We start from the raw sequence: 25,990 nt of genomic DNA, 5'->3' as shown, positions 1-25,990 counted from the left end.
ACCCCTCCCCGTGTCCCCTTCGTTCACATCACCGTCCGGGGATGATCGCGACCGTCCCCGGTCCAAGGTGAAGGATCGTTGCCCGCTCCGTCATGTCTGGACACTTCTTCGTGACCACAACACCCACCACTCCGGTAGGAACGACCGACACGGTCGACCGCCCCGTCGAGACCTCGCCCGCCCTGGCGCTGAAGTGGCGCCCCACACTGTCCGTTCCGCCACCGCAGGCCCCGGACGCCGCACCGGTCCGCTGGTGGCCCCTGGCCGTGGCGCTGATCGGCGGGCTCGGACTCACCGCGTTCGTGTGGTCCGAGCACGGCGCGCTGCCCGCCACCCTGCTGGCGCTGGGCCTGGGTCTGGGCTTCACGCTCTTCCATTCCCGGTTCGGTTTCACCTCGGCCTGGCGCCAGTTCCTCGCCGTGGGCAACGGCACCGGGCTACGCGCCCACGCGGTGCTGCTCGGTACCACCGCCACCCTGTTCGCCCTGATCATCGGGACCGGGACCGGCCTGTTCGGGAACGAGCCCGGGCCGTCGGCCGGACCGATCGGTATCGCGCTGTTCGCCGGAGCGTTCCTCTTCGGCATCGGCATGCAGTTGGGCGGTGCGTGCGCCTCGGGCACCCTGTTCGCGGTCGGCTCCGGCCAGTCCGCGATCGTCATCACCCTGTTCGGGTTCATCGTCGGTTCGGTGATCTACTCGGCCGCGTGGCCGTTGGTGGCCGACCTGCCCGCGGTGCCGCCGGTGCTGCTGTCCGACCACGTCGGCTGGGGCGGTTCGTGGGCGATCACCATCGCCGCGCTGATCGCGATGGTCGTCATCTCCCGCGTGGTGCAGAACCGCCGTGTTCCGCCGCCCGTGGGCGCACCGCCGGCGGCACAGGGGTGGGCCCGAGTTCTGCGCGGCAGCTGGCCGTTGGTGGCCGGGGCCCTGGTGCTGGCGGTGCTGGGCGCCGCCGTGCTCGTGGTCTCCGGCGGTTCGTGGGGCATCACCTCCGCGTTCAACCTGTGGGGCGCCAAGGCTCTCCAGCTCTTGGGGTTCCAGCCCGAGACCTGGGCGTTCTGGAGTCAGCCGGACCAGGCGGCGCAGTTGGCCGGCCCGATCCTGCAGGACAAGAACAGCCTCACCAACATCGGCATCATCCTGGGCGCCGCCGTGGCCGCGGCCGCGGCCGGCACCTGGAAGCTGCACACCGGACTGAGCTGGAACCTGGTCGCGGCCGGCCTGGTCGGTGGCATCCTCATGGGGATCGGCGCGCGTCTGGCGGGCGGCTGCAACATCGGCGCCTACCTCGCGGGCATCGCGTCGGGCAGCCTGCACGGATGGTTGTGGGCGGTCTTCGCGCTGGCCGGCACCTGGGCCGGTCTGCGGGCCCGTTCCCTGTTCGGCCTGGGGGTGCCCAAGCCGAGCGACAGCGTCTGCTGAGGTGACCCGCCTCCTGAACGGGCCCCGCCCTCGGCGGGGCCCGTTCCGTCGTTCGGCGCACCGGGTGGGCCTTGGAGGTCGAGAACGTCGCACCGCCCCACCGTGCCGCCCACCGCCACTCCCTGCCGTTGCGCCTGCGACCTCGCGCCCCGCCGGGGTCGTGTGCGCACCGGCGGCCGTTCCCCTGTCCGCGCGGGCGCGGGTGCTCTAGGCTGCGGCCATGGCGGAGTCGACGACGGTGGAACTCACCGAGCGGACGCGGCGGTGGGCCCGGGTGGTGTTCGACCACCAACGTCTGGGCGAGGAGCCCCGGCGCTGTGACGTGGCGGTGGTGCTGGGCAGTCACGACGCGGGGGTGGCGGACCGGGCCGCGGAGCTGTACCTGGCGGGGTACTTCCCACGGATGGTCATCACCGGCGCCAACAGTCCCACCACCCTGGCCCGGTTCCCCCGGGGCGAGGCCGTGCACTACCGCGAGCGTGTCCTCGAACGCGGAGTACCGGACGCGGCCGTCCTCATGGAGACCGAGGCGACCAACACCGGCGAGAACCTGCGCCTGTCCCGCGCGGTGCTGGAGCGGGCGGGGATCGCACCCGCCACGGTGATGTTCGTCTGCAAGCCGTACATGGAGCGGCGCGCCCACGCCACGGCGCGTCGGCAGTGGCCGGAGGTCGAGCCGCTGTGCGCCTCCGCTCCGGTGGACCTCGACACCTATCTGCCCACGGTGGGCAACGATCGTCTGGCCTTGGACGCCATGGTCGGCGACCTGCAACGGGTGATGGAGTACCCGGCACGCGGCTTCGCCGTCCCCCAGCCGGTCCCCCCACACGTCCGGGAGGCCTACCACGGCCTCGTCGCGGCCGGTTTCGACGGCCACCTGCTCTCGGAAGGGTGATCCGATGGCGTCCACGGGCTCGCCCGACACCCGACTCATCGTGATCCGCGGCAACTCCGCGACCGGCAAGAGCACACTCGCTGCGGGCCTGCGCGAGGCCCACGGGCGGGGCCTGGCCGTGGTGGCGCAGGACCTGGTGCGACGCACCGTACTGCGCGAACGGGACCGTCCCGGTGGCGCGAACATCGGTTTGATCGACCTGACCGCCCGCTACTGTCTCGACCACGGGTACCACGTGGTCGTCGAGGGCATCATGTACGCCGACCGGTACGCGGAGATGTTGGGCTCGCTGATGGCCGACCACCGAGGGGCGTCGCGCTGCTTCCACCTGGACGTTCCCTTCGAGGAGACCCTGGTCCGCCACGCGACCAAGCCCCAGGCCCGGGAGTACGGAGAGGCCGAGATGCGACGGTGGTGGCGGCCCCTGGACCTGCTCCCCGGTGGCGTCGAGGAGATCCTCGACCATCGGGGCACCGCCGAGGAGCACGTGGCGCACATCCTGCGCGCCTCCGGCCTGGAACAGGCCGGGAGCGACCCCGCGCGGTAGCCGGACGCGGAGCCCGCTCCCCCGGCCCGGTGCGCCCCTCCGAGCGCGTACCGCGGACGGTTGCGGCCGCCCCTCCCTCGGCTCGCCGGGGTGTGGGCGACCGTGAGGAGACGACCCGACCCTCGGGTCGGGCGCGGTCCCGCTCCTCGCCGACCTCGCGCGTCGGACCACCGTGCCCGTCGACGACGGTGGTGCCGCGCAGGTGCGCGGGAGGTCCGGTCGGTCGCGTGCGGGCTCACGCCGCCGGCGCCGCTCGTGGCAGGGACCTGCCTGCCGCCCGGGCGATCAGTCCGCACAGCGCGCCGACGACCGTTACGGTGACCAGGCTGCTCGGCGCGGCGAAGCCGCGCATGACGCCCTGCCGGACCGCCGGGGACAGGGCGGCGAGTGCGCCGCCGAGCTCCGGAGGGTCGCCCTGCCAGGCCACGTCCCACAGGACCTGGTGCGCGACCACGGCCACCACCCCGGACGGCGCCCCACCACCAGCGGGGTGAGGAAGGGCCGCGGCACCCGTCGCCGGAGCACCACGGCGATCCACACCACCGGCGGCACGAGGACGAACAGGGCGTTGACGAAGGTTCCCTCGTGCAGGAGCCCGAGGTCGTGCAGCACCACCCGGGGTGCGACGAGCAGGGCGAGCAGGACCGGGAGCACGGGCCCCGGGCCCGGTGCGGCGCGGTTCTCGTCGTTCATGCCCCCATCGCCCGCGGGCGGGGCCCGCGATCACGTCGTCCCACGGTCGCGCACGTCTACGCCTGAACGCGTGGTCCGGGCCGACCCCGCTCCGCTGCGGGGTGTGGTGACGTCGTCACACCCGGGTGCGGTACGGTCACCGATGACATCGGGCGCACGCCCGGACCCGGAAGGACCCCCTGATGACCAGAACCGGTTGGATCACCATCGTCGCCGCCACCATGGCCGCACTGATCGTCGGATTCGGAGCCGGGTGGTTCACCCACGGGACCACCGTGCGACCGTCCACCCCCGCGGCCGGACCACAGGACACGGAGCAGCCCACGGAACCGGCCGAGCCCGGTTTCGAGCCGGTGACCGTGGACCTGGACCAGACCCACGCGTTCGGGGACGGATTCACCATCCGCCTCACCGACTTCGATCGCGGCATGGAGGAGGGCGGGGTCGACCCGATCACCGGCGAAGAGGGCGACCTACCGTACGTGTCCTGGCGGGTGGAGGTCTCCAATGAGGGTGGAGAGCCCGTGCAGACCGGCGCGGCGACCCGGACCTGTGAGGTCGGCGAGCCGCTCCGGGAGTCGGGTTCACCCGCCCTGGGAGCGAACGTCAACCCGCCCGAGGCGGTGGAGCCGGGCGGCTCCGACACCTGGGACGAGGACTGCTGGGCCGACGAGGACGACACCCGGCTCCAGTACACAGTCGAGTTCCATGATCAGGACTTCGTACCGTTGCACCCTCCGGTCACCTTCGTGGGCGACCTGGAGTGAGCCGGGTGTCGTCGTTACCTACGGTTCCGGGTCAGCCGGTGAACAGGGCGGCGGCCTGCAGAGCGGTCCGGCTCACCCCGTAGCCCAGGGCGATGATGACCACCACCCACAGGAAGAGGGCCGCGGCCTTGGCGGCCGTGTTGGCGCTGTTGTGTTCCATCTGCTTCTCCTTGGGCTGCGGTGCCGGGCTCACGCGGACTGGTGGGAGGACGCCGGCTCGGCGACCTCGTCCTGGTCGATCTGACCCTTCGAGAGCGGTCGCACCAGCATGTTCGCGATGAACCCGACCGCCATGACGCCCACCATGAGGTACAGCGACAGCGTGTACAGGTCCGCCCCCGAGTAACCCGCGGAGAGCTGGTAGTCGGCGACGACGTTGACGATGAGCGGCCCGGCGATGCCGGCGCACGACCAGGCGGTCAGCAGGCGGCCGTGGATGGCGCCGACGTTGAAGGAACCGAAGAGGTCCTTCAGGTAGGCCGGGATGGTGGCGAAGCCGCCGCCGTAGAAGGACAGGATGAGCCCGGTGACGGCGACGAAGAGCACGATGGAACCGGTGCCGGCGACGGCGATGAGCAGGTAGAGCAGGCAGCCGATACCGAGGTAACCGATGTAGGTGCGCTTACGGCCCAGGGCGTCGGAGGTCGAGGACCACACGAAACGGCCGAGCATGTTGCACAGGGACAGCACACCCACGTACCCGGCGGCCTCGGCCGGTCCCACGTTGGCGAAGAAGTCCTGGATCATGGGGGCGGCCTGCTCCAGGATGCCGATGCCCGCGGTGACGTTGCAGAACAGCACGATCCACAGCAGCCAGAACTGGGGGGTGCGGAAGGCCCGCTCCACGGTGACGCCCTCGGTGGTGAGGTCGCCCCCGGTGACGGTGGGCTTGGGCTCCCAGCCCTCGGGCTTCCACCCCGGCGGCGGCACCTTGACCGTCATCGAGCCGAGCATCATGGCGACGAAGTAGACGGCGCCCAGCGTCAGGAAGGCGGGCACGATCGCGTCGGCGGGGGTGGCGGCGAAGTTGTCCAGCATGGCGGCGGACAGCGGCGAGGCGATGAGCGCGCCACCACCGAAGCCCATGATGGCCATACCGGTGGCCATGCCGGGGCGGTCCGGGAACCACTTGATGAGCGTGGAGACCGGCGAGATGTAGCCGATGCCCAGACCGATACCGCCGATGACGCCGTAGCCCAGGTAGAGCAGCCACAGTTGGCCGGTGGCCACACCGAGGGCGCCGACCAGGAAGCCGGTGCCCCAACAGACCCCGGAGACGAACATCGCCTTACGGGGGCCGTTGCGCTCGACCCACTTGCCACCGAAGGCCGCCGACAGTCCGAGCATCACGATGGAGATGCTGAAGACCACGCCGATGGCGGTCAGAGTGGTGTCGAACCGGTCCACCAACGGGGTCTTGAAGACACTGAAAGCGTAGACCTGACCGATGGACAGGTGCACGGCGAGCGCGGCGGGTGGGATGAACCACCGGCTGTAGCCGGGCGGGGCGACACTCTTCTCACGGTCCAAAAACGACAGCACGAACCATCCTCGCGATCCTCAGGATTGTTTTCCCGACGGAATGCGCGATCCTATTCGCACCACTTCCGCAACACCGGGAACAAGCATGGAACATCGTCACACCACGTGTGACCGTAATCAAATAGGAGTTTCCTTTCGCGCGATAATCGGCGCTTATCGAGGCGCGTGTCCGCTGCGGGGCACGGCGTGTCGGCTCAGCCGGCCAGAGCGGCGCCGTCGGCGTGTCGCCGGTCCAGATGCGCCTCCAGGTCGACGCCGTTGAGGCTGTCGAGCAGGGCGCGGGCCAGCACCGGCTCGGGGTCGCGGTCGGCGATGACCACCCCGATCTCCTTGCTGACCTCGGGCTGGACCAGGGGGATGGCGCGCATGCCCTCGGGGACCGGGTGCAGGTAGAGCCATGCGTGCGACATCACGGCCGACCACTGGCCGCCGCGCACGTGGGAGCACAGGGCGCTGACGGAGTTGGTCTCCACTCGCGGGACGGGGCGCGTGCCGGCCTGCCGGAAGGCCGAGTCGATGATGCGACGGTTCTGCATGTCCGGGGTGAGCAGGCACAACGGCACCTCGGCCGCCTCCGCCCAGCTGATGCTCGCACGATGCCCCAGCGGCCCGTTCTCGGCGGTGAGCAGTACGTAGTGCTCCCGGTACAGGGGGCGACTGCGCACGTCGTCCAGGGGTTCGTTGTCGATGTAGGTGACACCGACGTCGATCTGGAAGTCGGCCAACCCCTGTTGGATCTCGGTGGACGTCATCGAGACGATCGACAGGGTGACCTGCGGATGGAGTTCGCACAGACCGCGGGTGATGAGGGACAGGGAACTGAGGGTGGTGGGTATGGCGCCGATGCGCAGACGCCCACTGAGCCCCTCGCGCCCGCTGCGCACGGTCTCCAGCAGGGCGTCATGTTCGGCCAGGACACGCTGCGCCCAGGCGACGACCTGTTCACCCTCGTGGGTGAATCCGATGAAACGGTTGCTCCGCTTGACGATGGGTACGCGGAACTCCGCCTCCAACTTGCGGATGGCGGCGGACAGAGCGGGCTGGGAGACGTGACAGGCCCGGGCTGCACGGGCGAAATGACGTTCCTTGGCCAGCGCGGTCAAGTACTTCAGCTGGCTCAACAACATCGATCGAGCGTACAGGGACGAAGGTCCCCTCAACAACAACGGTCGATCGCACGATAGCGTTCTCTTCTTTTAGAAGATACGGACGCGCGCCCCTCCTGCGCACGCCGCCTTCCGATGAAAGAATGGGAGGTGTGAGACACCACGATTCGGACATGACCGATCCCGCGCAGGACGCACCGGAGGTCGGATCACCCAAGGACAGCGCTGCGGGCATCCCCGCCGTGCTCAGCAGTGTGCGCCACGTCGGCGAGCAGGCCGGTGTGATGCGCGGCCTGCCCGCGATGCTCGCCGTGAACCAGAAGCGCGGCTTCGACTGTCCGGGCTGTGCCTGGCCGGAACCGGGCAAGCGGCACACCGCCGAGTTCTGCGAGAACGGCGCCAAGGCCGTGGCCGAGGAGGCCACCCGACGTCGCGTGGGCGCGGACTTCTTCGCTCGACACCCGGTCGGTGAGCTGGCCGAACGCTCCGGCTACTGGCTGGGGCAGCAGGGCCGGTTGACCGAGCCGGTGTACCTTCCCGAGGACGGGACCCACTACGAGCCGATCTCGTGGGAGGCCGCGCTCGACCTGATCGCCGAGGAGATGCGGGCCCAGCCCACCCCCGACGGTTCGGTGTTCTACACCTCGGGGCGCACCAGCAACGAGGCGGCCTTCGCCTACCAGTTGTTCGCCCGGCAGCTCGGCACCAACAACATGCCCGACTGCTCGAACATGTGCCACGAGTCGTCGGGATCGGCGCTCACCGAGACCCTGGGCGTGGGCAAGGGCAGCGTGTCCCTGGAGGACATCTACCACTCGGACCTCGTCATCGTGGCCGGGCAGAACCCGGGCACCAACCACCCGCGCATGCTCTCCGCTCTGGAGAAGACCAAGCGCAAGGGCGGCAAGGTCGTCACGGTGAACCCGCTCCCCGAGGCGGGTATGAAGGCGTTCCGCAACCCGCAGAACGCGCGCGGCCTGGTGGGCCGCGGCACCGAGCTCACCGACCTGTTCATGCAGATCAGGGTGGGCGGCGACCTGGCCCTGTTCAGCGCGGTCAACCGCCTGCTGCTGGAGGCCGACCGACGCGGCGAGGACGTCCTGGACCACGCGTTCGTGCAGTCGTTCACGCACGGCTTCGAGGACTTCTCCGAGACCCTGCTCAAGGAGCCCGAGGACGAGTTCTGGGCGCGGACCGAACGCGACACCGGTCTGACCCGCGCGCTCATCGAGGAACTGGCCGCGATGGTCGTCGCCTCGAAGAGCGTCGTGGTGTGCTGGGCGATGGGCCTGACCCAGCACAAGCACTCCGTGCCGACCATCCGCGAGGTCGTGAACTTCCTGCTCCTGCGCGGCAACGTGGGGCGTCCGGGCGCGGGCGTGTGCCCGGTGCGCGGACACTCCAACGTGCAGGGCGACCGCACGATGGGCATCTTCGAGCGACCGGCGGACTCCTTCCTGGACGCGTTGGGCACGGAGTTCGACTTCGAGCCCCCGCGCGAGCACGGGTACGACACCGTCGACGCGATCCGGGCGATGGGCCGCGGCGACGTGGGCGTGTTCTTCGCGATGGGCGGCAACTTCGTGGCGGCCTCCCCCGACACCGAGGTGACCGAGGAGGCGATGCGCCGTGTGGGACTGACGGTGCACGTGTCCACGAAGCTGAACCGTTCGCACGTGGTCACCGGTACGCGGGCCCTCATCCTGCCGGCCCTGGCCCGCAGCGACCGGGACGTGCACGGGGACCAGGCCCGATGGGTGACGGTGGAGGACTCCATGGGGCTGGTGCACGCCTCCCACGGGGTGCTCGCGCCGTTGTCGGAGGGCATGTGGTCGGAGGTGGACATCGTCCGCGCCCTGGGCCGACGGTTGTTCGCGGACGGCCCGGTGGACTGGGACGCCATGGCGGACTACGACCGGATCCGTGACCACGTGTCCCGGGTCGTGCCGGGGTTCGAGGACTTCAACGCCAAGGCACGGCAGCGCGGCGGTTTCGCTCTGCCGCACGCTCCGCGGGACGACCGCAGGTTCCCCACCGCGACCGGGCTGGCCAACTTCACGGTGAACGGCACCTACGCGCCCGAGATCCCCGAGGGGCGTCTGCTGCTGCAGACGCTGCGTTCGCACGACCAGTACAACACCACGGTCTACGGGCTGGACGACCGGTACCGGGGCATCCTGGACGGACGTCGTGTGGTGATGGTCAACCCCGAGGACGCGCACGAGCTGGGGTTGGCGGACGGCGCCTACACCGACATCGTGGGCGAGTGGTCCGACGGGCGTGAGCGGCGCGCGCCGCACTTCCGGGTGGTGCACTACCCCACCTCCCGCGGCAGCGCCGCCGCCTACTACCCGGAGACCAACGTGCTGGTGCCGTTGGACTCCACCGCCGACGTGAGCAACACGCCCACGTCGAAGTCGGTGGTGGTGCGCTTCGAGCCGTCCACCGTGCGCTCCTAGCGGTCCTCCGCGCGCGGGCCGGGTCACGGCCCGCGTCGTGGGGCCCCGACGGGCCCCCACGGCGCCCTCGACCGGGGCGACCGAACCTGACCGGTCCGGACGGCCGTCCCGGGCCGGTCAGTCGCGTCCGCGGAAGCGGCCGAACCGGATGTCGGGCGGCCGGGGACGCCAACGCAGCCAGGGAAGCCAGGGCTCCTGGGCCGGGGCCGGGATGGTGGGGTCCTCCAGCTCGCCCATGAGCACGTCCTCGACCTCCTCGAACCGGATCCCGGCGAACAGCATGATGTCGGTGGCCACCATCTCCACGGCCAGGTGTGTGGCGTGGGTGACGGGGTCGTCGTCGGGGACACCGGCGCCGTAACCCCGCGCCGCCGTGAGCGCCTGTTCCACGGCCTGTTCCCTGGCTTCCCTGCTGCTGAGGTCGTCCGCGAGGATCGCGAGCACGTCGGCCATGCCGCGCACGATGGGTGCGAGCTCGCGGCGCTCCTCGGTGCCCATGGCGACGGTGGTGCGGGCCAGGAACAGGCAGCTCTCCCCCAGCAGGATGAGCCGTTCGATCACCTCGTCCTCGTCCAAGACCGGGCCGGGGTCGCCCCACCGGATGGTGGAGAGCCGGATCGTGGACAGACTGGACTCGCGGGCCTTGCTCAGCTCCGCCATGGGTCGACTCAGGTCGCCGAGGCGGTTGACCACCTGCGCGCTGGCGTCGTGGCCCTCGACGGTCAGGGAACGGCCGACCTCGTCGAGCATGTGGGCCATCTCGCCCAGGGCGTCCTCCTCGATACGGCGCAGCATCGCCACCAGGCGGGCCGGGAAGAGCATCTGGCTGAGGAGCAACGCCACCCCGGCCCCGATGAGGGCGTCCACCAAGCGGTCGATGCCGGGGCTGCCGCCCCCGATGAAGATGGTCGTGAGGATGGCGCTGGCCGCGGCCTGGCCGATGACCACGCGCTCGGTGTTGAACGCGGCCGCCACGGTCATGGCCAACAGCACGCCCAAGGCCATGGCCAGGTCGTTCTGGACCGCGACGGCCTGGGAGAACTCCCCCGCGAGAATACCGATGAACACACCGGTGAGGAGGCGGACCGCGTTGGCTCCGCGTTCGCCTCCCGAGGCGTTGAGCGCGATGACCGCGGCGATGGGCGCGAAGAAGGGGCTGTGGTCGTGGACGAGTCCCCCGGCGATCGCCCAGGCCAGGACGGCGCCGATGACGGCCAGCAGGATCTGGGGCAGGTACGAGGACACGCGTTGGCGTACCTCGATCGCCGTGGCCCGGACCAGGTGCCGCCCGGAACGGCCGCCCCCCGTGAACATTGCTCCCATGATCTCCTCGCCGCTCGGGGACGCCGGAGGTCCGGGGGGACCGGCCCTGCCATTCTTACCCGTCGACATGGGGGAAGTGTGGTTACGCCATGCGCGGGGCGGGGCGCGGCGACCGATGACGGTGGCGACGCACCGGGAGACCGTTCAGGCCGCGGTGAGCAAGGTGGCGCACGGGCGTGCGGGCACGCGGGTGCCGTCGTTCAACGACCACGCGCACCCGGGGCGGGACGGGTCCTCGTTGACGGCCCGGCACCGGCCTGCCCTTGGCTCGCCCGTGGCGTACCGACCGGCCGGCCGGGCACCCGTGGCCCCACCCGGCCAGTACACGGACCGCCCCACCGGTCGCGGCCGAGGCCGTGGTTTCAGGCGCGTCGTTCGGCGTCACGGGCCAGCACGGCCCGCAGAGCCAGCTCATAGCCCACGAGCCCGCACCCGGCCACGTATCCGGCGGCCACCGGCGCGGTCACGGAGGTGTGGCGGAACTCCTCGCGGGCGTAGATGTTGGAGATGTGCACCTCGACGACCGGTGCCTCGATCGCCTCGACCGCGTCGCGCAACGCGATGCTGTAGTGCGCGTAGGCGCCGGGGTTCATCACCACGCCGACCGAGTGCCGGGCGGAGTGGAGGTGATCGACCATGCCGCCCTCACTGTTGCTCTGCGCGCAGACGACCCGCACACCCAGGTCCTCCCCCAGGGCGATCACCCGCTGCTCGACCTCGGCCAGGGTGGTGGTGCCGTACTGCTCGGGGTTGCGGGTGCCCAGCAGGTTGAGGTTGGGGCCGTTGAGCAGCAGGACGATGGGGGTGGAGTCGGACATGCTCGGCTTCCTGTCGTGGTGTGCGGAGGGCACCAGACTAGAGCGTCCGCCGTCACCGCACGTCGCGCCCCCGCCCCCACCGCATGAGGAGTCGGCGACGCGGGTAGCATACCGACCAGTCGGTCAATCCCCTGGGAGGCAACCCGTGGCGTCCACCCTGCTGTCCGCGCGCGATCTGCGATTCCTGCTGTACGAGTGGCTCGACGTGGAGGCCCTGACCCGACGCCCCCGCTACGCCGCTCACTCGCGAGAGACCTTCGACGGCGCCCTGGACCTGGCCGAACGCGTGGCCACCGACCACTTCGCGCCGCACAACAGGACCAACGACACCGACGAACCCCGGTTCGACGGAACCCGCGTCCACGTCAACCCCGAGGTGGCGCGCGCCCTGGAGGTGTACGCCGCCACGGGCCTGGCGTCCATGGCCACGGACGCCTCCGTGGGCGGCGACCAGATCCCCCGGGTCGTCGCGAGCGCCTGCGACGCCTACTTCCAGGCCGCCAACCCGGGGACCTGCGCCTACCCGTTCCTCACCTCCGGCAACGCGGCCCTGCTCATGGCGCACGGCAGCCCCGCACAGATCGCGACCTTCGTGCGCCCCATGGCCGAAGGACGCTTCACCGGCACCATGTGCCTGTCCGAACCCCAGGCGGGCAGCTCGCTGGCGGACATCACCACCCGCGCCGAACCGGCGGGCGACGGCACCCATCGCCTCTTCGGTAACAAGATGTGGATCTCCGGGGGCGACCACGAGATGTCGGAGAACATCGTGCACCTGGTCCTGGCGCGGATCCCCGGCGGCCCGGCCGGGGTCAAGGGCATCTCGCTCTTCGTCGTGCCCAAGTACCTGGTGAACGAGGACGGGACCCGAGGCGAGCGCAACGACGTCGTCCCGGCCGGTCTCAACCACAAGATGGGCTACCGGGGCACCGTGAACGCACTGCTCAACTTCGGGGAGGGCGCGCACACCCCGGGGGGCGCCCCCGGGGCGGTCGGCCACCTGGTCGGCGCACCCCACGAGGGACTGCGCTCGATGTTCCACATGATGGACGGCGCACGCGTGGGGGTCGGCGCCGGCGCCATGGCCGTGGGATACACCGGCTACCTGAAGTCGCTGGCCTACGCTCGCGAGCGTCTCCAGGGCAGGCCCCTGGGCGCGAAGAACGCCGAGGAACCCCAGGTCCCCATCATCGAGCACACCGACGTGCGGCGGATGCTGCTGGCGCAGAAGAGCTACGTGGAGGGCGCCCTGGCCCTGGTGCTGTACTGCGCCCGGCTCATGGACGAGCGGGTCAGCGCCGCGTCGCCGGAGCGGGCCCGTGACGCCGGGCTGCTGTTGGAGGTGCTCACCCCCATCGTCAAGAGCTGGCCCTCCCAGTGGTGCCTGGAGGCCAACAGCCTGGCCATCCAGGTGCACGGCGGCTACGGCTACACCCGCGAGTACGACGTGGAACAGCACTATCGGGACAACCGGCTCAACGCCATCCACGAGGGCACCCACGGCGTCCAGGCCCTGGACCTCCTGGGGCGCAAGGTCGTCCTGGACGGCGGAGCGCGGTTGACGCTGCTGGTGGACACCGCGCGCACCACCGTGGCCAGGGCCCGAGAACTGGGCGGGGTCGAGGCGGAGTACGCCGCGCTGCTGGACGCCGCCCTTACCCGCACCGTGGAGGCGGCGGCCGCGGCCTGGTCCGAAGGCGACGCCGCGGTGGCGCTGGCCAACGCCACCGCCTTCCTGGAGGCGACCGGTCACGTGGTGTCGGCCTGGATGTGGTTGGAACAGGTGGTGGCGGCGCACGGCGGCCAGGGCCCGTTCTACGAGGGCAAACGGGCCGCGGCGGCGTACTTCTTCCGCCACGAGCTGCCCCGGACCGGACCCTGGTTCGACCTGGTCGCCTCCCGCGACCGCACCGTCCTGGACGTGTCCCCGGACGTGCTCTGAGCACACCGACGGCCCCGCCGTCCGCTCCCGGACGGCGGGATCCTCAGCTGTGGCGACGTGCACCCCCGGCGGCGCGCAACCGGCCCGGTTCGGGGACCTCCAGGACGAACACGTGCCCGATGTCGGCCTCCTCGTAGCCGTGATCGGCGTTGGCCACCCGCATACGGCGAGGCGTGACCTCGACGATCCGCACCGTGACGGGCTCGTCCCGCCCCGGCAGCGACAGCAGCCAGGGGTCGGCCAGGTAGGCCAGGCCCGACCGGGTCAGGACCTCGCGGGCCTCGACCTCCGGGAGCGCCCCGGCCAACGGGTGACCGAAGGGGGTGACGGGGACGTGGCCGTCCTCCTTCGGCGCGAGGTAGCCCAGAACCTCGCCGTCCTCCTCCCGACGGTGGGGTCGCCAGTGGGCGGGGATCACGGTCGTTCCCCCTCCCCCAGGACGTGGCCGGCGTAGTCCTCCATCGCCTCGCACTGGTAGTCGGCCAGTCCCGGCGCCACCCTCTCGTACACCTCGCGCCAGGGCCCGGGCTCGGTGTAGACCCGACCGAGCCGTGCGAACGCCGCGGCGTCCGGCGTCCACATGCGGCGCACGCCCTCATAGTGGTCGGCGACCTCCGCGCGCACGTCCGGGTCGTCGACGGGGCGTCCGGCGCGCAGGTACCCGGCCATGCGCTCCATGCGCCGCGCGGTCTCGGCGCGCAACCGCTCACCCTCCTCGGGTGTCAGGTCGCGGCCGGCCGCTCGGGCCTGTTCCCACTGCTCGGGCCACTGGGCGCGGACCTGGTCGTCGTAGTAGGTGACGTCGAAGCCCGCGAAGAGCTCCTCGGGTCGGATGGCGTTCATGTCGTCCCCTTCCAGCGCGTCGACGGTGCGGCGCACGGTCTCGATGAGTGCGGTCAGTCGGTCGCGTTCGGACTCCAGGTCGTGCAGGTGCAGCCGTAGCGCCGTGACCTCGTCGCGTTCGGAGTCCAGGACACGGCGGATGTCGACCAGGCCCAGGCCGAGTTCGCGCATCACCAGGATCCGCTGCAGGCGGCGGAGTTCACGGTGGCCGTAACGGCGCTGTCCCCCGGGCCCCACGCTCGCGGGCTCCAGAAGTCCGATGTGGTGGTAGTGGCGCAGCGTCCGCGAGGTCACTCCGCTGCTGCGGCAGACCTCCGCCATCGACCAGAGCATCGGGGTTCCTTCCCCGGGCCGGTCCCTCCGGCCTCGATCACGAACGTAGGTGTTGACGTCGGGTCAACCGCAAGTTGGTACGACCGATCCCTTCCAGGAAGGGATGAACCTCATCAAAAGGGAAGAGAGAAGAAGAAGCCCATCGAGGAAGGCGTGACGTGCTGCCTCTGACTCCTCACGACCCGGACCGCATCGGTCCCTACCCGGTGACGCACCGGCTGGGAACCGGCGGCATGGGTCAGGTGTATCTGGGGCGTACCCGCGAGGGGGCCCGCGTGGTGCTCAAGGTGGTGCGCTCGGCACTGGTCGAGGACGACCGGCTGGACGGCACCGACTACCGGGCGCGGTTCGCCCGCGAGGCCGAGCTCGCCGCGCGGGTGGGCGGACGCTACACCGCCGAGGTGGTGGACAGCGACCCGCACTCGGAGCGGCCCTGGATCGCCTACGAGCACATCCCGGGGTCCCCGTTGAAGGACGCCCTGACCGAACGAGGGCCACTCGATCCGCCCTCGATCCGTGCCCTGGCCACACTCCTCGCCGAGGCGCTCCACACGATCCACGACCGTGACCTGATCCATCGCGACATCAAGCCCAGCAACATCATCCTGGCCCCGGACGGGCCCCGGGTGATCGACTTCGGCATCGCCCGCCCCACCGAGGGGAGCACGATGACCGGTACCGGCCACGTGTTCGGCACCCTGCCGTACATGTCACCGGAACAGGCCGAGGGGAGCCCGCTCAGCCCGGCCTCGGACATGTTCGCCCTGGGGACCACCCTGGCCCAGGCGGCGACCGGCGCCTGCCCCTTCGACGGCCCCTCCGAACCGCGCATTCTCATGAGGTTGGTGTCGCCTCCCCCCGTGGAGGTCCTGGCGGGTCTGCCCGCGGACCTGCGCGACCTGATCCGGGACTGCTGGTCGCATGATCCGGCGCAGCGTCCGACACCCACCGAGGTGGTCGAGCGCTGCACCGGCGAGGGTCTGGAGCGCACCTGGCCGCCCCGACACCCGGAAGGGACCGGGGCCGTGCCCGCGCGGCCGGTGCCGCCCGCGGTGGAGACCCCGACCCACGCCTCCGGTTCCGGCGACCGGAGTTGGATCGAACCGACGGCGCCGCACCCCATGCCGGTCTTCGCCGCCCCCACACCGCCATCGGCACCATCGGAACGGACCGTCCGCAACCGTTACCACGTGACCATCGGTGTCCTGGTGGCGCTCCTCTTACTCCTGAGCGCCATGCTCCTCGGCTAGCGCCGGCGTACGCGACCTGGGGGACGTCCTTGCTCTCGGGCGCCGGCGGAGCGTCCTTGCGCCCGCTCGGGGATCAGATGGCCTCGCGGCGTTGCAGGTGGCTGAACGAGGCCCAGCCGGGCAGGACCGGGAACCAGAAGGTCAGTACCCGAAAGAGCAGCACCGCCGGCAGGGCCACTCCGGCGGGGACACCGGCCACCGCGGTGAGTCCGCCGATGAGGGCCGCCTCGACCGCGCCCAGTCCGCCGGGGGTCGGCGCGGCCGACCCGATCGCGTTGCCGGCCAGGAACACCACGGCCACCGCGACCAGACTCGGCACGTTCTCCGGTCCGGCGAACGCCAGGACCGAGAAGTGCAGACAAAGCACGAAGGCGACGGTGAGCAGGACCATGCCGCCCACACCCAGCAGCAGGCTCACCGGACGTTGGAGTACGTCCAGCAGGCGGGGCAGGACCCCGCGCAGGTAGGGACGCAGGCGTTGGGAGACGGACCGGCGCATACGGGGGTGCAGGAGTACGGCGGCCACGGTGGCGGTGCCCAGGACACAGATGAACGCGACGGTCGGCGACGGGGTGAAACCCGTCCAGTAGGAGGTCCCGGTCAGGTACGCGCACACCAGCAGCAGGGGCACGTGCACGAGGAAGCCCACCAACTGGGTCAGGCCCACCGCGGACAACGCCAACGAGGTGGGCACGCCCGCCTTGATGACGAACCTGGTGTTGATCGCGATCGAGCCCAGGCCCGCCGGTGCGACGATGCGCACGAACGATCCCGCGTACTGCGCCATGACCGTGCGCCACCAGGGCAGGGGCGCGGGCACGAAGCCGATCAGCACCATAGCGGCGGCGAACATGCAGGTGGTGGCCATGGCGAACGCGATCAGGGCCCATACGGGGTCGGCGTGACGAACGGTGGCGAGGTCGGCCCCGGCGAGCTGGTAGACCAGGATCAGGCCCACGACGGTCGCGACCACCACGCTGACGATGGTGCGCGGGCGCATCCGCTCCAGGCGGGCCGGTTCGGCGGGCGCCTCGGGGGCCAGTGACACCAGGTGGTCGCGAAGGCGCCCCAGCAGGGTGCGGTCGGTGCGGCGTAGTTCGGCGCGCAACCGGGGCGGGAGCCCGGGGGCCTGAAGCAGCGGGAGGACCGCGGCGGTCGCCTCGACGCCGAGGGCGCGCACCGCCGAGGCCACGGCCCGTTCCACGCCCACCCGCAGCGCCACGAGGGTGAGCAGTGCGGCGATGTCCAGGGAGATACGGAGCTGTGGGGCGGCCACGGAGCCGTGGTCGAACCCCACCAGCGCCGCGGTCGGAGCCTCGTCGGGGTCCTCCCGCCCGATGCCGACGGTGGCCTCGTTGAGGTCTCCGTGGGCGACCCGGCGACGGTGCAGGGACGCCAGGAGACCCCACAGCTCGGCGAGAAGAGCGTCGGTGATCCGCGCGGGCGCGAGGGTGGCCAGGCCGCGCACGCGCGGTCGTTCGCGGGACAACAGCACCGCGCCCGGGGAGAGCTCGCCGAGGGCCAGCACCCGGGGCGCGGGCACCCCGGCCTCGCGTGCGGCCACGCTCATCAGAGCGGCGTGTTCGGCCCGGCGCCGGACACCGTAGAGGATGGGGGGCGCGACGGGACCCCGGAGGAACAGCAGGTCGCGCAGGCGCCGCCAGAAACCGCTGGTGTTCTCGGAGTCGAGGACCCAGAGTTCGATCCGCCGTCCGTCGGTCAGGTCGGCGAGGAAACGGGGGTCACCGTCCTCGTTGGTCCCGTCCGGGAGGATCCGGTCGGCGGCCAGATCGAAACGGCGCAGTTCGTCGAGGATGCGGCCGGTGGCGGGCGGCGGCACGCCCACGCCGATGGCGTAGCGGGCCAGGGCGGCGCACGTCAGGCCCACCAGGACGGTGAAGAGGACGGCGAGGATACTGCTGACCCCGGCCGTGACCGCGGTGGCGGCGACCACGACGTTGGTCCCCCAGAGCAGCGATCGCACCCGCGGTTGCCCGGTGGGCATGGTGCGGGTGAACCCGATGCCCGCGGCGACGTAGCCGAGGGTGGCGGCGGTGAGGACGTCGTCGGGGAGCCCGGGGAGCGGTGCGGCACCGAGGGTGGCGGACTCCAGTTCCGCGTTGACCCAGGAGGTCATGGCGTAGGCGGAGACCGCGGCGACGATCGGGCGCACCAGGTCGCGCACGCGTCCGGCGATCAGGGTCCGCAGGACGACGTAGCCGACCAGGACGAGCAGCAGCAGGTTGGCGCCCACCGCGACGACGAAGAGGAACCCCGGGGGAAGCACGGCGCGCAACTGCGAGGCGTCGTCGGTCGGTCCGCCCTCGGCCATCGCGTCGCTGACCAGGATGAGGACCACGAGGACCAGGATCAGTCCCCCGGCCCCCAGGAGCAGGTCGACGGGTCTGCGCGGCGCGCGTGCGGAGCGTCGTCGCCCCGGCACCGGGGCCGAGACGTCGGTCGGGGTTGTCGTCACACCCCAAGCCTGCCCGAGTCGTGGTGATTCGGGTGCCAGCCGTGAGGGCGTTTCGCTTGTTCAGCGAGGTGCGCGCGGGCCTGGCGAGGCGTGTCGGGGCACGGGGAACGGTCCCGTGCCCCGACGGGACGCCCTACTCGGGCAGGGGCAGGAGTCCGCGTTCGTAGGCGCGGACGAGGTGGCGGGGGACGCGGTACGCGCGGCCCTGGAGGTGCACCGTGACCAGTTCGGGGGTCCTGGCCTTCCACTGGGAGCGGCGGGTGCGGGTGTTGGCGCGCGACATCCTGCGCTTGGGTACGGCCATCGGGCGTGCCTTTCCGTGCGGGCGGTGGCCTCGCGACCATCGCCCGCGATGTACGGGGTTATGAGCGTCGGTAGCGGCGCTGGAAGCGCTCGACCCGACCGGCGGTGTCCACCACGCGGGCGTTGCCCGTGTAGAAGGGGTGGCTCGCGCTGGAGATCTCGACGTCGATGACCGGGTAGCTGCGACCGTCCTCCCACTCGACGCTCTTGTCCGAGGTCACGGTGGAGCGGGTGAGGAAGGCGAAGTCGGCGGCCCGGTCCCGGAAGACGACGGGTCGGTACTCGGGGTGGATGGCCTTGTTCATGTGCGCCTCTCGTGTCGGTGCGGTCGGGTTCAGCGCTCCTCGCGGAACTCGACGTGGCGGCGGAGTTTCGGGTCGTACTTGCGCAGGACCAGGCGGTCCGGGGTGTTGCGCCGGCTCTTGCGGGTCACGTACGTGGTCCCGGTGCCTTCGGTGGACCTGAGCTTGATGATGGGGCGTGCGTCGTTACGCGCCATGTGCACCTCCTGGGTGGTCGATCCGTGTCAACCAAATGATAACCGTTTTCATTCCCATCGGAACCACGCCCCCCCGGGCGTCACCGAAACAGGCCACAGCGGGGTGATCCTCGGATTTGACTACTTTGCGTGATTACATCATCACAAGCCACCGAGATCCGCACGCGGAGCACCCCGCCCCGAGGAGCACCATGCCGCCCGAACACAGTCGACGCCGGTTCCTGCAGGCCACCGCGGCCATGGGCACCCTGACCACCGCAGCGCTCCTCGGCGGCTCCCACCCCGGCGCGCACCCCGCCCTGGCGAGTACCGCCCAGGGTTCGACTCTCATCTTCACCGAGGTTCCCGTCACCGACGGTGACGCCATCACCGTTCCCGCCGGCTACACCGCCCGAGTCCTGCTCCCCTGGGGCACACCGCTGCGCACCGGCGGACCACGCTGGCGTCCCGACGCGACCGGCACCGCCGAGGACGCGGCACGCCAGGTCGGCTTCGGTCACAGCGGACTGCGCTACGTGCCGCTGCACCCCGGGCACGCCGGCAACCGCCGCGGTCTGCTGGTGATCGGCCACGCCCGGGTCGACCCCGCGCTGTTGCACGCCGACGGCGGGCGCGCCGGCGACGCCGCGCAGACCGCCAAGGAGACGGCCTCCCTCGGTGTGACCGTGGCCCGCGTCGAACACATCGACGGCCGTTGGCGGGTGGTCGGCGACGAACTCAACCGGCGACTGACCGGCGACTCCCCCACCACCGTGTCCGGCCCCTTGGCCGACCACCCGGCTCTGGAGACCGGCACCGATCCGGTGGGGGTCCTCGGTGGCAGCGGACAGGCGCTCACGCCTTGGGGGACCTGCCTGACCGGCGAGGACACCTTCGCCGACGTGTTCGGTACCGCCTCCGCCGACTGGACGGCCGATGCCGCGCAGACCCGCTACGGGCTGAGCGCCGACGCCGTCCTGGGATGGCACCATCACCGGGAACGTTTCGACCTGGAGCGGAACCCGAACGAGGCGCACCGGTTCGGTTGGACGGTGGAGGTCGACCCGCTCGACCCCGGATCCACACCCTTCAAGCGCACCGCCCTCGGCCGGATCGCACACGGCGGTGCCACCGTGACCGAGTCGCGAGGGCGCGCCGTGGTCTACATGTGCGACCGCACCCACGTCTACAAGTTCGTCGGTGCCCACCCCTGGCGGGAGCGGCTGCGTGACCGGGGCGCGGGTCCCCTGGAGGAGGGGACGCTGTACGCGGCGCGACTGGAGGAGGACGGGTCGGGCACCTGGGCGCGCCTGGTGCACGGTGCGTCCGGACTGACCACGGACGACGGTTTCGCCGACCAGGCGGACGTGCTGCTGCGGGCCCGCGAGGCCGCCGACGCGGTCGGCGCCACCGAACTCCGGGGGCCGGGCGCCCCGGCCGTCCATCCTCACACGGGAACGGTGTACTGCCCCGAGACCGAGACCCCCGGTGGCGGACGGGTGCTCTCCTGGACCGAGGGCGCCTCCGACCACGGCGCCGCCCTGTTCTCCTGGCGTGCGTCGGTCGAGGCCCCGACCCCCTCCGGCGAGGAGTCGGCCAGGTCCCTCGCCGCCCCGGAGGGAGTCCGGTGCGGTGACGACGGTCGGTTGTGGATCACCTCGGACGTGGGCCGGATCGACGACGCGGACCTACGCGCGCGGGTGGGCAACAGCGCCCTGTTCTGCGTCGACCCGGCCGACGGCGAGGTGCGGCGCTTCCTCACCGGACCGCGCGGCTGCGGGATCGCGGGCACGACCGCGACCCCCGACGGGAGGACCCTGTTCGTGACGGTGCGCGGACCCGGGTCGGCCACCGCCGACCACGGCGCGCCCACCGCGGAGGACCCGCGCGCGGTGGGCAACTGGCCCGGGTTCGACCCCGAGGGCCGTCCCCGGTCCGCCGTGGTGGTGGTGCGTCGCGACGACGGCGGGGTCATCGGCACCTGAGCACCCGGCCGCGCGCGTGCCGTGATCGGGCCCTGACCCGAACTCGGCCGACTTCACCGACCGGCGACCGGGCACCCGCGCCGGTGGTCAGACCCTGGCGACGAGCTTGACCTCGACCAGGAGTTCGGGGAAGGCCAGGCGGGGGGTACCGATCATCGTGCTCGCCACCCGGGGATCGGGCCGCCCGTAGGCCTCCTTGCGCACCGGACCGGCCGCGGCGTCCCCCGCGTCCGCGTCGACCACGTAGATGACCTCGTCGACGACGTCGTCCAGGGACGCGCCCAGCCGCGCCAGCAGACGGGACGCGTTGCGGTAGCACTGGCGCATCTGCGCACCGGTGTTGGCGACGTCGGTGACCCGGCCGTCCGGCCCGACCAGTGCGGGGGCGACCAACTCCGCGCCCTCGTGGGAGACCTGACCGGACACGTGGATGGTGTCGCCGTGTCTGACCGCCTGGGCGTAGCCGTAACTCGTCTCCCAGGGGACGTCGAAGGACACGGTCTCTTTCTCGATGCTCACGATGCTCCCGACGGATCGATGGGTGTCGCTGTTCGTCGACCACGCTACGGAGAGCGCCCGCACACGGACCAGACACGACCGTGCCGTCGGTGGCAAGGATCGTGCCAGGCGGCACCGGCCGGTCGGGGCCCCGCCTATTCTGAGGCCATGGAACAGGCGATCGTGGGGGCGAGGGGGCTCCGCCCCGTGGTGGTGGGCATCCTGGCGATGCCGCGCCTGTACGCGCTGGACGTCACGATCCCGGCCCACGTCCTCGGTCGCCATCCCGGGTACCGGGTCATCGTCTGCGGCGATGGGGAGGGCCCCGGGTCCCGTGGAGCGGACGCGACGTCGACCGAGGCGGTGGTGACGGAGGTCAGGGCCACCCATACCCTCGACGATGCCGCGAGGGCCGACATCGTGCTGGTCCCGGGGTACGAGGGACCGTACCTGCCGGTACCGGAACCGTTCCTGAGGACGCTGCGGACCGCCGACGAGCACGGTGCCCGGATCATCGGCCTGTGCACGGGGGTGTTCGCTCTCGCCGAGGCCGGTCTGTTGCGTGGACGGTCCGCCACCATCCACTGGCGCTATTCCGAGGAACTGCGGGCCGCTTCACCGGACACCGAGGTCATCGAGAACCGTCGGCTCGTCGAGGACGGGCCTCTGCTCACCTCGGCGGGGGCCACCGCCGGCGTCGACGCCTGCCTGCACCTGATCGAGACGGACTTCGGGACGGTGGCCGCCGACGGTGCGGCGCGGGAGGTGGTCACGGCACCCGCCCGCGATGCCGCCGAACCCCAGTACAGCACCGCGCGGGCGGACTCCCGGGAGGACCTGCGCGCCACCCTGGACTGGGTGAGCGCCCACCTCGGAGCCCCGATCACGGTCGCCGCGTTGGCCGAGCGCAGCCGCATGTCACGACGCACCTTCATCCGGCATTTCACCCGCGAGACGGGGATGCCGCCCATGCGGTGGGTCGTGCGGCAGCGCATCGTCGGGGCGCGCCGTCTGCTGGAGACCGGCGACCGGTCGATCGAGCGGATCGCCCAGGAGACGGGGTTCGGTACGTCCGCGAACTTCCGGGCGACCTTCCGTCGCGAGGTCGGAGTGTCCCCCAGCGCCTACCGGACCCTGCGCGCGACGGACGCCTCGCCCGACGAGGTGCGCGGAGCGGACCGGGTGGACCCGTCGGCGCGACGCCCCGCACCGGCCGGGTCGGTGGACGGGCCGGCGTAGGGCGGGCATCAGGCGGGCGTGGTCGGAGCCCGGGTGAACGAGCCGGCATGCAGGTGGCCGAGGTGAGGTCCGCCCATGGTCGTGGTCGGTCCACCGGGTCGTGAGGGCACCGACCCGCGCCTCCCCGAGCCCCCGGTGCTCGCGGGCCCTGGGAGACCGGTCAGGCGTCGTTCCCCGGCGGATCCTCCACCAACGCCTGGGAGACGCGCCGGAGGACGTCGAGCTGCGCCGGGTTGTACAGGTCCTCCAGCGCCGCGTTCATGGTCTGTTGGGTTTTGCGCACCCCGCCGGGCGCGACCACCTCGGGATCGCGGAGCTCCGGGTGGTCGGTCAGCACGCGGCGGGCGGGGAGCAGCATCCTCTCGGCGAGCTCACGCCGGACCTCCTCGTCGGCGTCCACCGGCAGGTTGTTGAACGTCTCGTCCGGCGGCTCGTTCGACAGGTCCCTCAGGGCCTCGGTGTAGGCGTCCTGTGCCTGTGAGGACATCAGACGCGTCATGACCACGGCCAAGGAGCGGTCGGCCTCGGTCATGTCGGTGTCCAGTGTGGCCATCGCGATGTCGGGGGGCAGTTCGGTCGGCCCCGCGCCGCGCATGACCAACGCGAGTTCGGTGCGCACGCGCTGGAGACGCTCGATGGTGCCGGCCAGTTCGGCGTCCAGCGCCCGCAGTCCCTGCTCGGGGTAGTCCTCGGCCTCGCCCATCTCCGCGATCTGGGACAGGGAGAACCCCAGGTCCGACAGGCGTTTGATGCGCATCACGCGCACCAGGTGCGCCACCCCGTAGCTCTTGTAACCGTTGGCCCGACGCTCGGGCTCCTCCAGCAGACCCACGTCATGGTAATGCCGTACCGTCCGCAGGCTCGTGCCGGCCAGTTCGGCCAACTGTCGCGTACTCCAGCCCATGGACACCCTCCTGGCGGTCGTGGTCGGTCGGCACCCGCGCGCCGTCACGGACACCATCGAAGACTATGCCGTCGCGGCAGGGTCAAGTACCGCACCGCAGCCCGGGGGCCTCGACGACGGCGGCATCCCCGGGTCTCCGACACCCCACGCCACTCATGTGCCACAGGTCACAACCACCGTGAGTTGAGTGTGCCGCAACGGCACGGTGTCTTCTCGGTGTCGAACACGAACGAGAGGAACGACATGGCACTGCCCGACAGGATCGCGATCGAGGACCTCTTCGGTCCGCCCGAACGCCAGCGCGCGACGATCTCCCCCGGCGGAACCAGGATCGCCTTCCTCGCACCGTGGGAGAACCGCCTCAACATCTGGGTCCAGGATCTGGACTCCGACGGTGGGGCCCGGTGCGTGACCGCCGACCGGACGCGCAGCGTGCACAACTACGAATGGAGCCACGGCCAGAACCGGATCCTCTACGTCCAGGACACCGGCGGTGACGAGAACTGGCACCTGTTCCGGGTCGACCTGGACCGTCCCGAGGCCGGGGCGGTCGATCTGACCCCCTTCCCCGGTGCCAGGGTCCTGAGTTTCGAACAGTCCCGGAGCCGTCCCGGCAAGGTGACCCTGCTCATCAACGCCCGCACGCCCGCGGAGTTCGACCTCCACGAGCTGGACGTGGCCACCGGTGAGCTCACCCTGCTGGTCCAGAGCCCCGGCCAGGCGCAGAGCGTCTTCCAGGCCGGCGATGGCATCTGGCTGAGCTCCGACCTCACCGACGACGGCGACCTGGAGTTCTCCCGTCTGGACCCCGACACGGGGACCGCGCACCCGCTCATGGTCTGGAAGGGCAGGGACCACCCCATGGGGGTCTTTCCCACCCAGGCGACCGAGAACGGCAAGGGCCTGTGGATCGGCTCGAACGAGGGAACCGACCGGACCCGCCTGGTCCGGATCGACCTGACCACCGGAGAGCGGACCGAGGTCGACAGCCACCCCACCTTCGATCTCGACGTGCGCGCGCAGATCTTCCCCCTCCTTCCACCACCGCTGATCCTGGACCGGAAGGGCGCTCTGCTGGGCGTGCGCTACCTCGGTGAACGCCAGGTCGTCCACGCTCTGGACCCGCACTTCGCGGAGGTCCTGGCCCGGCTGGAGCAGTTGTCCGACGGCGACCTGGGTGCGGTGTCCTGCGACGACGAGGGGCGCCGGTGGATCGTCTCCTTCGCCCACGACCGGGACCCCGGCGTAACCTGGTTCTACGACCACGAGACCGGGCGGAGCCGGCGGCTGTTCCGGCCCCACCCGCACCTGGACCCCGAGGCGCTCGCCCCCATGCGGCCGGTCACCATCACCGCGCGCGACGGGCTGCGTCTGCCGTCCTACCTGACCCTGCCGGTCGGTGTCCCGGCGGAGGGGCTGCCGTTGGTGCTCATGGTGCACGGTGGACCCTGGACCCGGGACGCCTGGGGGTTCAACAAGGTCGCCCAGCTCATGGCCAACCGCGGCTACGCCGCGCTCCAGGTCAACTTCCGCGGCTCGACCGGGTTCGGCAAGGCGCACACACAGGCCGCCATCGGTGAACTGGCCGGAAAGATGCACACGGACCTCATCGACGCCGTGGACTGGGCGGTCGAGCAGGGCTACGCCGACCCGGATCGGGTCGCGATCCTCGGCGGCTCCTACGGTGGCTACGCCGCCCTGGTGGGAGCGGCGTTCACCCCCGACCGTTTCGCCGCGGCCGTGGACATCGTCGGTATCTCCAACCTCGCCTCGTTCATGCGGTCCCTTCCCGAGTTCTCCCGCTCCGGTCTGGTCAACAGCTGGTACCGCTACGTCGGCGACCCCGACGACCCGGCGCAGGAGGCCGACATGCTGGCACGCTCGCCGATCAGCCGGGTCGACGACATCCGTGCGCCGTTGTTGGTGGCCCAGGGCGCCAACGACGTGCGGGTCGTGCAGTCCGAGTCCGACATGATCGTCGACGCCGTGCGTGCGCGCGGGATCGAGGTCGAGTACCTCCTCTTCCCCGACGAGGGGCACGACTTCGTGAACCCGGAGAACCTCATCGCCACCTTCGACGCCGCAGACCGCTTCCTGGCCCGGCACCTGAAGGGCCGCGATGAGCACGCCTGAGCACGACCGAACCGCCCCCTCGACCCCCGGCC

The 25,990-nt window shown here is 71.2% G+C and carries 24 protein-coding genes; 10 read left to right on the top strand and 14 right to left on the bottom strand.

What is annotated here, in order from left to right; genetic code table 11:
- The first annotated feature begins 110 nt into the window (after nt 1-110).
- From DSY14_RS15960 to DSY14_RS15950, 3 genes are all read left to right on the top strand, one after another.
- The gene (locus DSY14_RS15960) at nt 111-1,424 is read left to right on the top strand and encodes a YeeE/YedE family protein (RefSeq protein WP_307851241.1); all 1,314 of its coding nucleotides are present in this window, start codon (nt 111-113) and stop codon (nt 1,422-1,424) included.
- Nucleotides 1,425-1,644: 220 nt separating this feature from the next.
- The gene (locus DSY14_RS15955) at nt 1,645-2,319 is read left to right on the top strand and encodes a YdcF family protein (RefSeq protein ID WP_211717360.1); all 675 of its coding nucleotides are present in this window, start codon (nt 1,645-1,647) and stop codon (nt 2,317-2,319) included.
- Nucleotides 2,320-2,323: 4 nt separating this feature from the next.
- Entirely contained in the window at nt 2,324-2,866 is a 543-nt protein-coding gene (locus DSY14_RS15950) for a kinase (protein WP_211717359.1), read from the top strand.
- A 235-nt stretch (nt 2,867-3,101) separates the two neighbouring features.
- On the opposite strand, the gene DSY14_RS29465 is transcribed toward DSY14_RS15950, so the two are convergent.
- Nucleotides 3,102-3,320 carry a hypothetical protein gene (locus DSY14_RS29465; RefSeq protein ID WP_307851240.1) on the bottom strand — a complete coding sequence of 73 codons (219 nt, stop codon included), beginning with the start codon at nt 3,318-3,320 and terminating at the stop codon, nt 3,102-3,104.
- 421 nt (nt 3,321-3,741) lie between these two features.
- On the opposite strand from DSY14_RS29465, the gene DSY14_RS15940 reads away from it, so the two are divergent.
- Nucleotides 3,742-4,326, top strand: coding sequence for a hypothetical protein (locus DSY14_RS15940; protein WP_211717358.1), 585 nt, complete (start codon nt 3,742-3,744; stop codon nt 4,324-4,326).
- A gap of 31 nt (nt 4,327-4,357) precedes the next feature.
- Here the strand turns inward: DSY14_RS15940 and DSY14_RS29240 are convergent, their stop codons facing one another.
- The 3 genes from DSY14_RS29240 to DSY14_RS15930 form a co-directional block, all read right to left on the bottom strand.
- A complete protein-coding gene (locus DSY14_RS29240; RefSeq protein ID WP_283091635.1) occupies nt 4,358-4,486 on the bottom strand; it encodes a hypothetical protein in 129 nt (42 codons plus the stop codon).
- A gap of 29 nt (nt 4,487-4,515) precedes the next feature.
- Nucleotides 4,516-5,868: an OFA family MFS transporter gene (locus DSY14_RS15935; RefSeq protein WP_211717357.1), complete on the bottom strand. Its 1,353-nt coding sequence runs from the start codon at nt 5,866-5,868 to the stop codon at nt 4,516-4,518.
- Nucleotides 5,869-6,062: 194 nt separating this feature from the next.
- Nucleotides 6,063-6,995 carry a LysR family transcriptional regulator gene (locus DSY14_RS15930; protein WP_211717356.1) on the bottom strand — a complete coding sequence of 311 codons (933 nt, stop codon included), beginning with the start codon at nt 6,993-6,995 and terminating at the stop codon, nt 6,063-6,065.
- Nucleotides 6,996-7,117: 122 nt separating this feature from the next.
- On the opposite strand from DSY14_RS15930, the gene DSY14_RS15925 reads away from it, so the two are divergent.
- Complete coding sequence (locus tag DSY14_RS15925) at nt 7,118-9,433, top strand: FdhF/YdeP family oxidoreductase (protein WP_211717355.1); 2,316 nt, start codon at nt 7,118-7,120, stop codon at nt 9,431-9,433.
- A 117-nt stretch (nt 9,434-9,550) separates the two neighbouring features.
- Here DSY14_RS15925 and DSY14_RS15920 read toward each other — a convergent pair whose 3' ends face one another.
- Together DSY14_RS15920 and aroQ are read right to left on the bottom strand one after the other, a co-directional pair.
- Nucleotides 9,551-10,756: an aromatic acid exporter family protein gene (locus DSY14_RS15920; protein WP_211717354.1), complete on the bottom strand. Its 1,206-nt coding sequence runs from the start codon at nt 10,754-10,756 to the stop codon at nt 9,551-9,553.
- A 362-nt stretch (nt 10,757-11,118) separates the two neighbouring features.
- Entirely contained in the window at nt 11,119-11,574 is a 456-nt protein-coding gene (gene aroQ, locus DSY14_RS15915) for a type II 3-dehydroquinate dehydratase (RefSeq protein ID WP_211717353.1), read from the bottom strand.
- Between the two features lie 145 nt (nt 11,575-11,719).
- Between aroQ and DSY14_RS15910 the strand changes: the two genes are divergently transcribed.
- On the top strand, nt 11,720-13,516 hold the full coding sequence (locus DSY14_RS15910) for an acyl-CoA dehydrogenase (RefSeq protein ID WP_211717352.1): 1,797 nt from the start codon (nt 11,720-11,722) through the stop codon (nt 13,514-13,516).
- Nucleotides 13,517-13,559: 43 nt separating this feature from the next.
- On the opposite strand, the gene DSY14_RS15905 is transcribed toward DSY14_RS15910, so the two are convergent.
- Nucleotides 13,560-13,934, bottom strand: a complete 375-nt coding sequence (locus tag DSY14_RS15905) for a hypothetical protein (RefSeq protein ID WP_211717351.1) — start codon at nt 13,932-13,934, stop codon at nt 13,560-13,562.
- Nucleotides 13,931-14,692, bottom strand: a complete 762-nt coding sequence (locus DSY14_RS15900) for a MerR family transcriptional regulator (RefSeq protein ID WP_211717350.1) — start codon at nt 14,690-14,692, stop codon at nt 13,931-13,933. Before DSY14_RS15900 ends, DSY14_RS15905 begins: the two co-directional genes overlap by 4 nt.
- Nucleotides 14,693-14,850: 158 nt before the next feature.
- On the opposite strand from DSY14_RS15900, the gene DSY14_RS15895 reads away from it, so the two are divergent.
- Entirely contained in the window at nt 14,851-15,942 is a 1,092-nt protein-coding gene (locus DSY14_RS15895; protein WP_211717349.1) for a serine/threonine-protein kinase, read from the top strand.
- Nucleotides 15,943-16,015: 73 nt separating this feature from the next.
- Here DSY14_RS15895 and DSY14_RS15890 read toward each other — a convergent pair whose 3' ends face one another.
- The 4 genes from DSY14_RS15890 to rpmG all read right to left on the bottom strand — a co-directional run bounded on the left by DSY14_RS15890 (nt 16,016) and on the right by rpmG (nt 19,220).
- Nucleotides 16,016-18,418: a lysylphosphatidylglycerol synthase transmembrane domain-containing protein gene (locus DSY14_RS15890; RefSeq protein ID WP_211717348.1), complete on the bottom strand. Its 2,403-nt coding sequence runs from the start codon at nt 18,416-18,418 to the stop codon at nt 16,016-16,018.
- A gap of 133 nt (nt 18,419-18,551) precedes the next feature.
- Nucleotides 18,552-18,722 (bottom strand): 50S ribosomal protein L32, encoded by a 171-nt coding sequence (gene rpmF, locus DSY14_RS15885; protein WP_211717347.1) that lies wholly within the window; start codon nt 18,720-18,722, stop codon nt 18,552-18,554.
- 58 nt (nt 18,723-18,780) lie between these two features.
- Nucleotides 18,781-19,026 (bottom strand): type B 50S ribosomal protein L31, encoded by a 246-nt coding sequence (locus DSY14_RS15880; protein ID WP_211717346.1) that lies wholly within the window; start codon nt 19,024-19,026, stop codon nt 18,781-18,783.
- A 29-nt stretch (nt 19,027-19,055) separates the two neighbouring features.
- The gene (rpmG, locus tag DSY14_RS15875; protein ID WP_067607916.1) at nt 19,056-19,220 is read right to left on the bottom strand and encodes a 50S ribosomal protein L33; all 165 of its coding nucleotides are present in this window, start codon (nt 19,218-19,220) and stop codon (nt 19,056-19,058) included.
- Nucleotides 19,221-19,411: 191 nt separating this feature from the next.
- Here rpmG and DSY14_RS15870 point away from each other — a divergent pair, with 191 nt between their 5' ends.
- Nucleotides 19,412-21,184: a PhoX family phosphatase gene (locus DSY14_RS15870; RefSeq protein WP_211717345.1), complete on the top strand. Its 1,773-nt coding sequence runs from the start codon at nt 19,412-19,414 to the stop codon at nt 21,182-21,184.
- Between the two features lie 87 nt (nt 21,185-21,271).
- On the opposite strand, the gene DSY14_RS29460 is transcribed toward DSY14_RS15870, so the two are convergent.
- A complete protein-coding gene (locus DSY14_RS29460; protein WP_307851239.1) occupies nt 21,272-21,703 on the bottom strand; it encodes a Rid family hydrolase in 432 nt (143 codons plus the stop codon).
- A 147-nt stretch (nt 21,704-21,850) separates the two neighbouring features.
- On the opposite strand from DSY14_RS29460, the gene DSY14_RS15860 reads away from it, so the two are divergent.
- Entirely contained in the window at nt 21,851-22,921 is a 1,071-nt protein-coding gene (locus DSY14_RS15860) for a GlxA family transcriptional regulator (protein WP_211717362.1), read from the top strand.
- Between the two features lie 160 nt (nt 22,922-23,081).
- Here the strand turns inward: DSY14_RS15860 and DSY14_RS15855 are convergent, their stop codons facing one another.
- Complete coding sequence (locus DSY14_RS15855) at nt 23,082-23,825, bottom strand: MerR family transcriptional regulator (RefSeq protein WP_211717343.1); 744 nt, start codon at nt 23,823-23,825, stop codon at nt 23,082-23,084.
- A gap of 243 nt (nt 23,826-24,068) precedes the next feature.
- On the opposite strand from DSY14_RS15855, the gene DSY14_RS15850 reads away from it, so the two are divergent.
- Nucleotides 24,069-25,958, top strand: coding sequence for a S9 family peptidase (locus tag DSY14_RS15850; protein ID WP_211717342.1), 1,890 nt, complete (start codon nt 24,069-24,071; stop codon nt 25,956-25,958).
- Nucleotides 25,959-25,990 lie beyond the last annotated feature (32 nt).

Source organism: Nocardiopsis sp. MG754419 (assembly GCF_018207095.1).
Lineage (GTDB): Bacteria > Actinomycetota > Actinomycetes > Streptosporangiales > Streptosporangiaceae > Nocardiopsis.
Note: the sequence above shows the minus strand (reverse complement) of the source record. Positions and strands in the feature narration are given on the sequence as shown.

Coding starts and splice junctions, on each gene's coding strand:
- DSY14_RS15925 (WP_211717355.1), top strand. CDS start 7,118: ATGGGAGGTGTGAGACACCACGATTCGGACATGACCGATCCCGCGCAG.
- DSY14_RS15850 (WP_211717342.1), top strand. CDS start 24,069: ATGGCACTGCCCGACAGGATCGCGATCGAGGACCTCTTCGGTCCGCCC.
- rpmF (WP_211717347.1), bottom strand. CDS start 18,722: ATGGCCGTACCCAAGCGCAGGATGTCGCGCGCCAACACCCGCACCCGC.
- DSY14_RS29240 (WP_283091635.1), bottom strand. CDS start 4,486: ATGGAACACAACAGCGCCAACACGGCCGCCAAGGCCGCGGCCCTCTTC.
- DSY14_RS15860 (WP_211717362.1), top strand. CDS start 21,851: ATGGAACAGGCGATCGTGGGGGCGAGGGGGCTCCGCCCCGTGGTGGTG.
- DSY14_RS15950 (WP_211717359.1), top strand. CDS start 2,324: ATGGCGTCCACGGGCTCGCCCGACACCCGACTCATCGTGATCCGCGGC.
- DSY14_RS15920 (WP_211717354.1), bottom strand. CDS start 10,756: ATGGGAGCAATGTTCACGGGGGGCGGCCGTTCCGGGCGGCACCTGGTC.
- aroQ (WP_211717353.1), bottom strand. CDS start 11,574: ATGTCCGACTCCACCCCCATCGTCCTGCTGCTCAACGGCCCCAACCTC.
- DSY14_RS15855 (WP_211717343.1), bottom strand. CDS start 23,825: ATGGGCTGGAGTACGCGACAGTTGGCCGAACTGGCCGGCACGAGCCTG.
- DSY14_RS15900 (WP_211717350.1), bottom strand. CDS start 14,692: ATGCTCTGGTCGATGGCGGAGGTCTGCCGCAGCAGCGGAGTGACCTCG.
- DSY14_RS15955 (WP_211717360.1), top strand. CDS start 1,645: ATGGCGGAGTCGACGACGGTGGAACTCACCGAGCGGACGCGGCGGTGG.
- DSY14_RS15930 (WP_211717356.1), bottom strand. CDS start 6,995: ATGTTGTTGAGCCAGCTGAAGTACTTGACCGCGCTGGCCAAGGAACGT.
- DSY14_RS15940 (WP_211717358.1), top strand. CDS start 3,742: ATGACCAGAACCGGTTGGATCACCATCGTCGCCGCCACCATGGCCGCA.
- DSY14_RS15870 (WP_211717345.1), top strand. CDS start 19,412: ATGCCGCCCGAACACAGTCGACGCCGGTTCCTGCAGGCCACCGCGGCC.
- rpmG (WP_067607916.1), bottom strand. CDS start 19,220: ATGGCGCGTAACGACGCACGCCCCATCATCAAGCTCAGGTCCACCGAA.
- DSY14_RS15880 (WP_211717346.1), bottom strand. CDS start 19,026: ATGAACAAGGCCATCCACCCCGAGTACCGACCCGTCGTCTTCCGGGAC.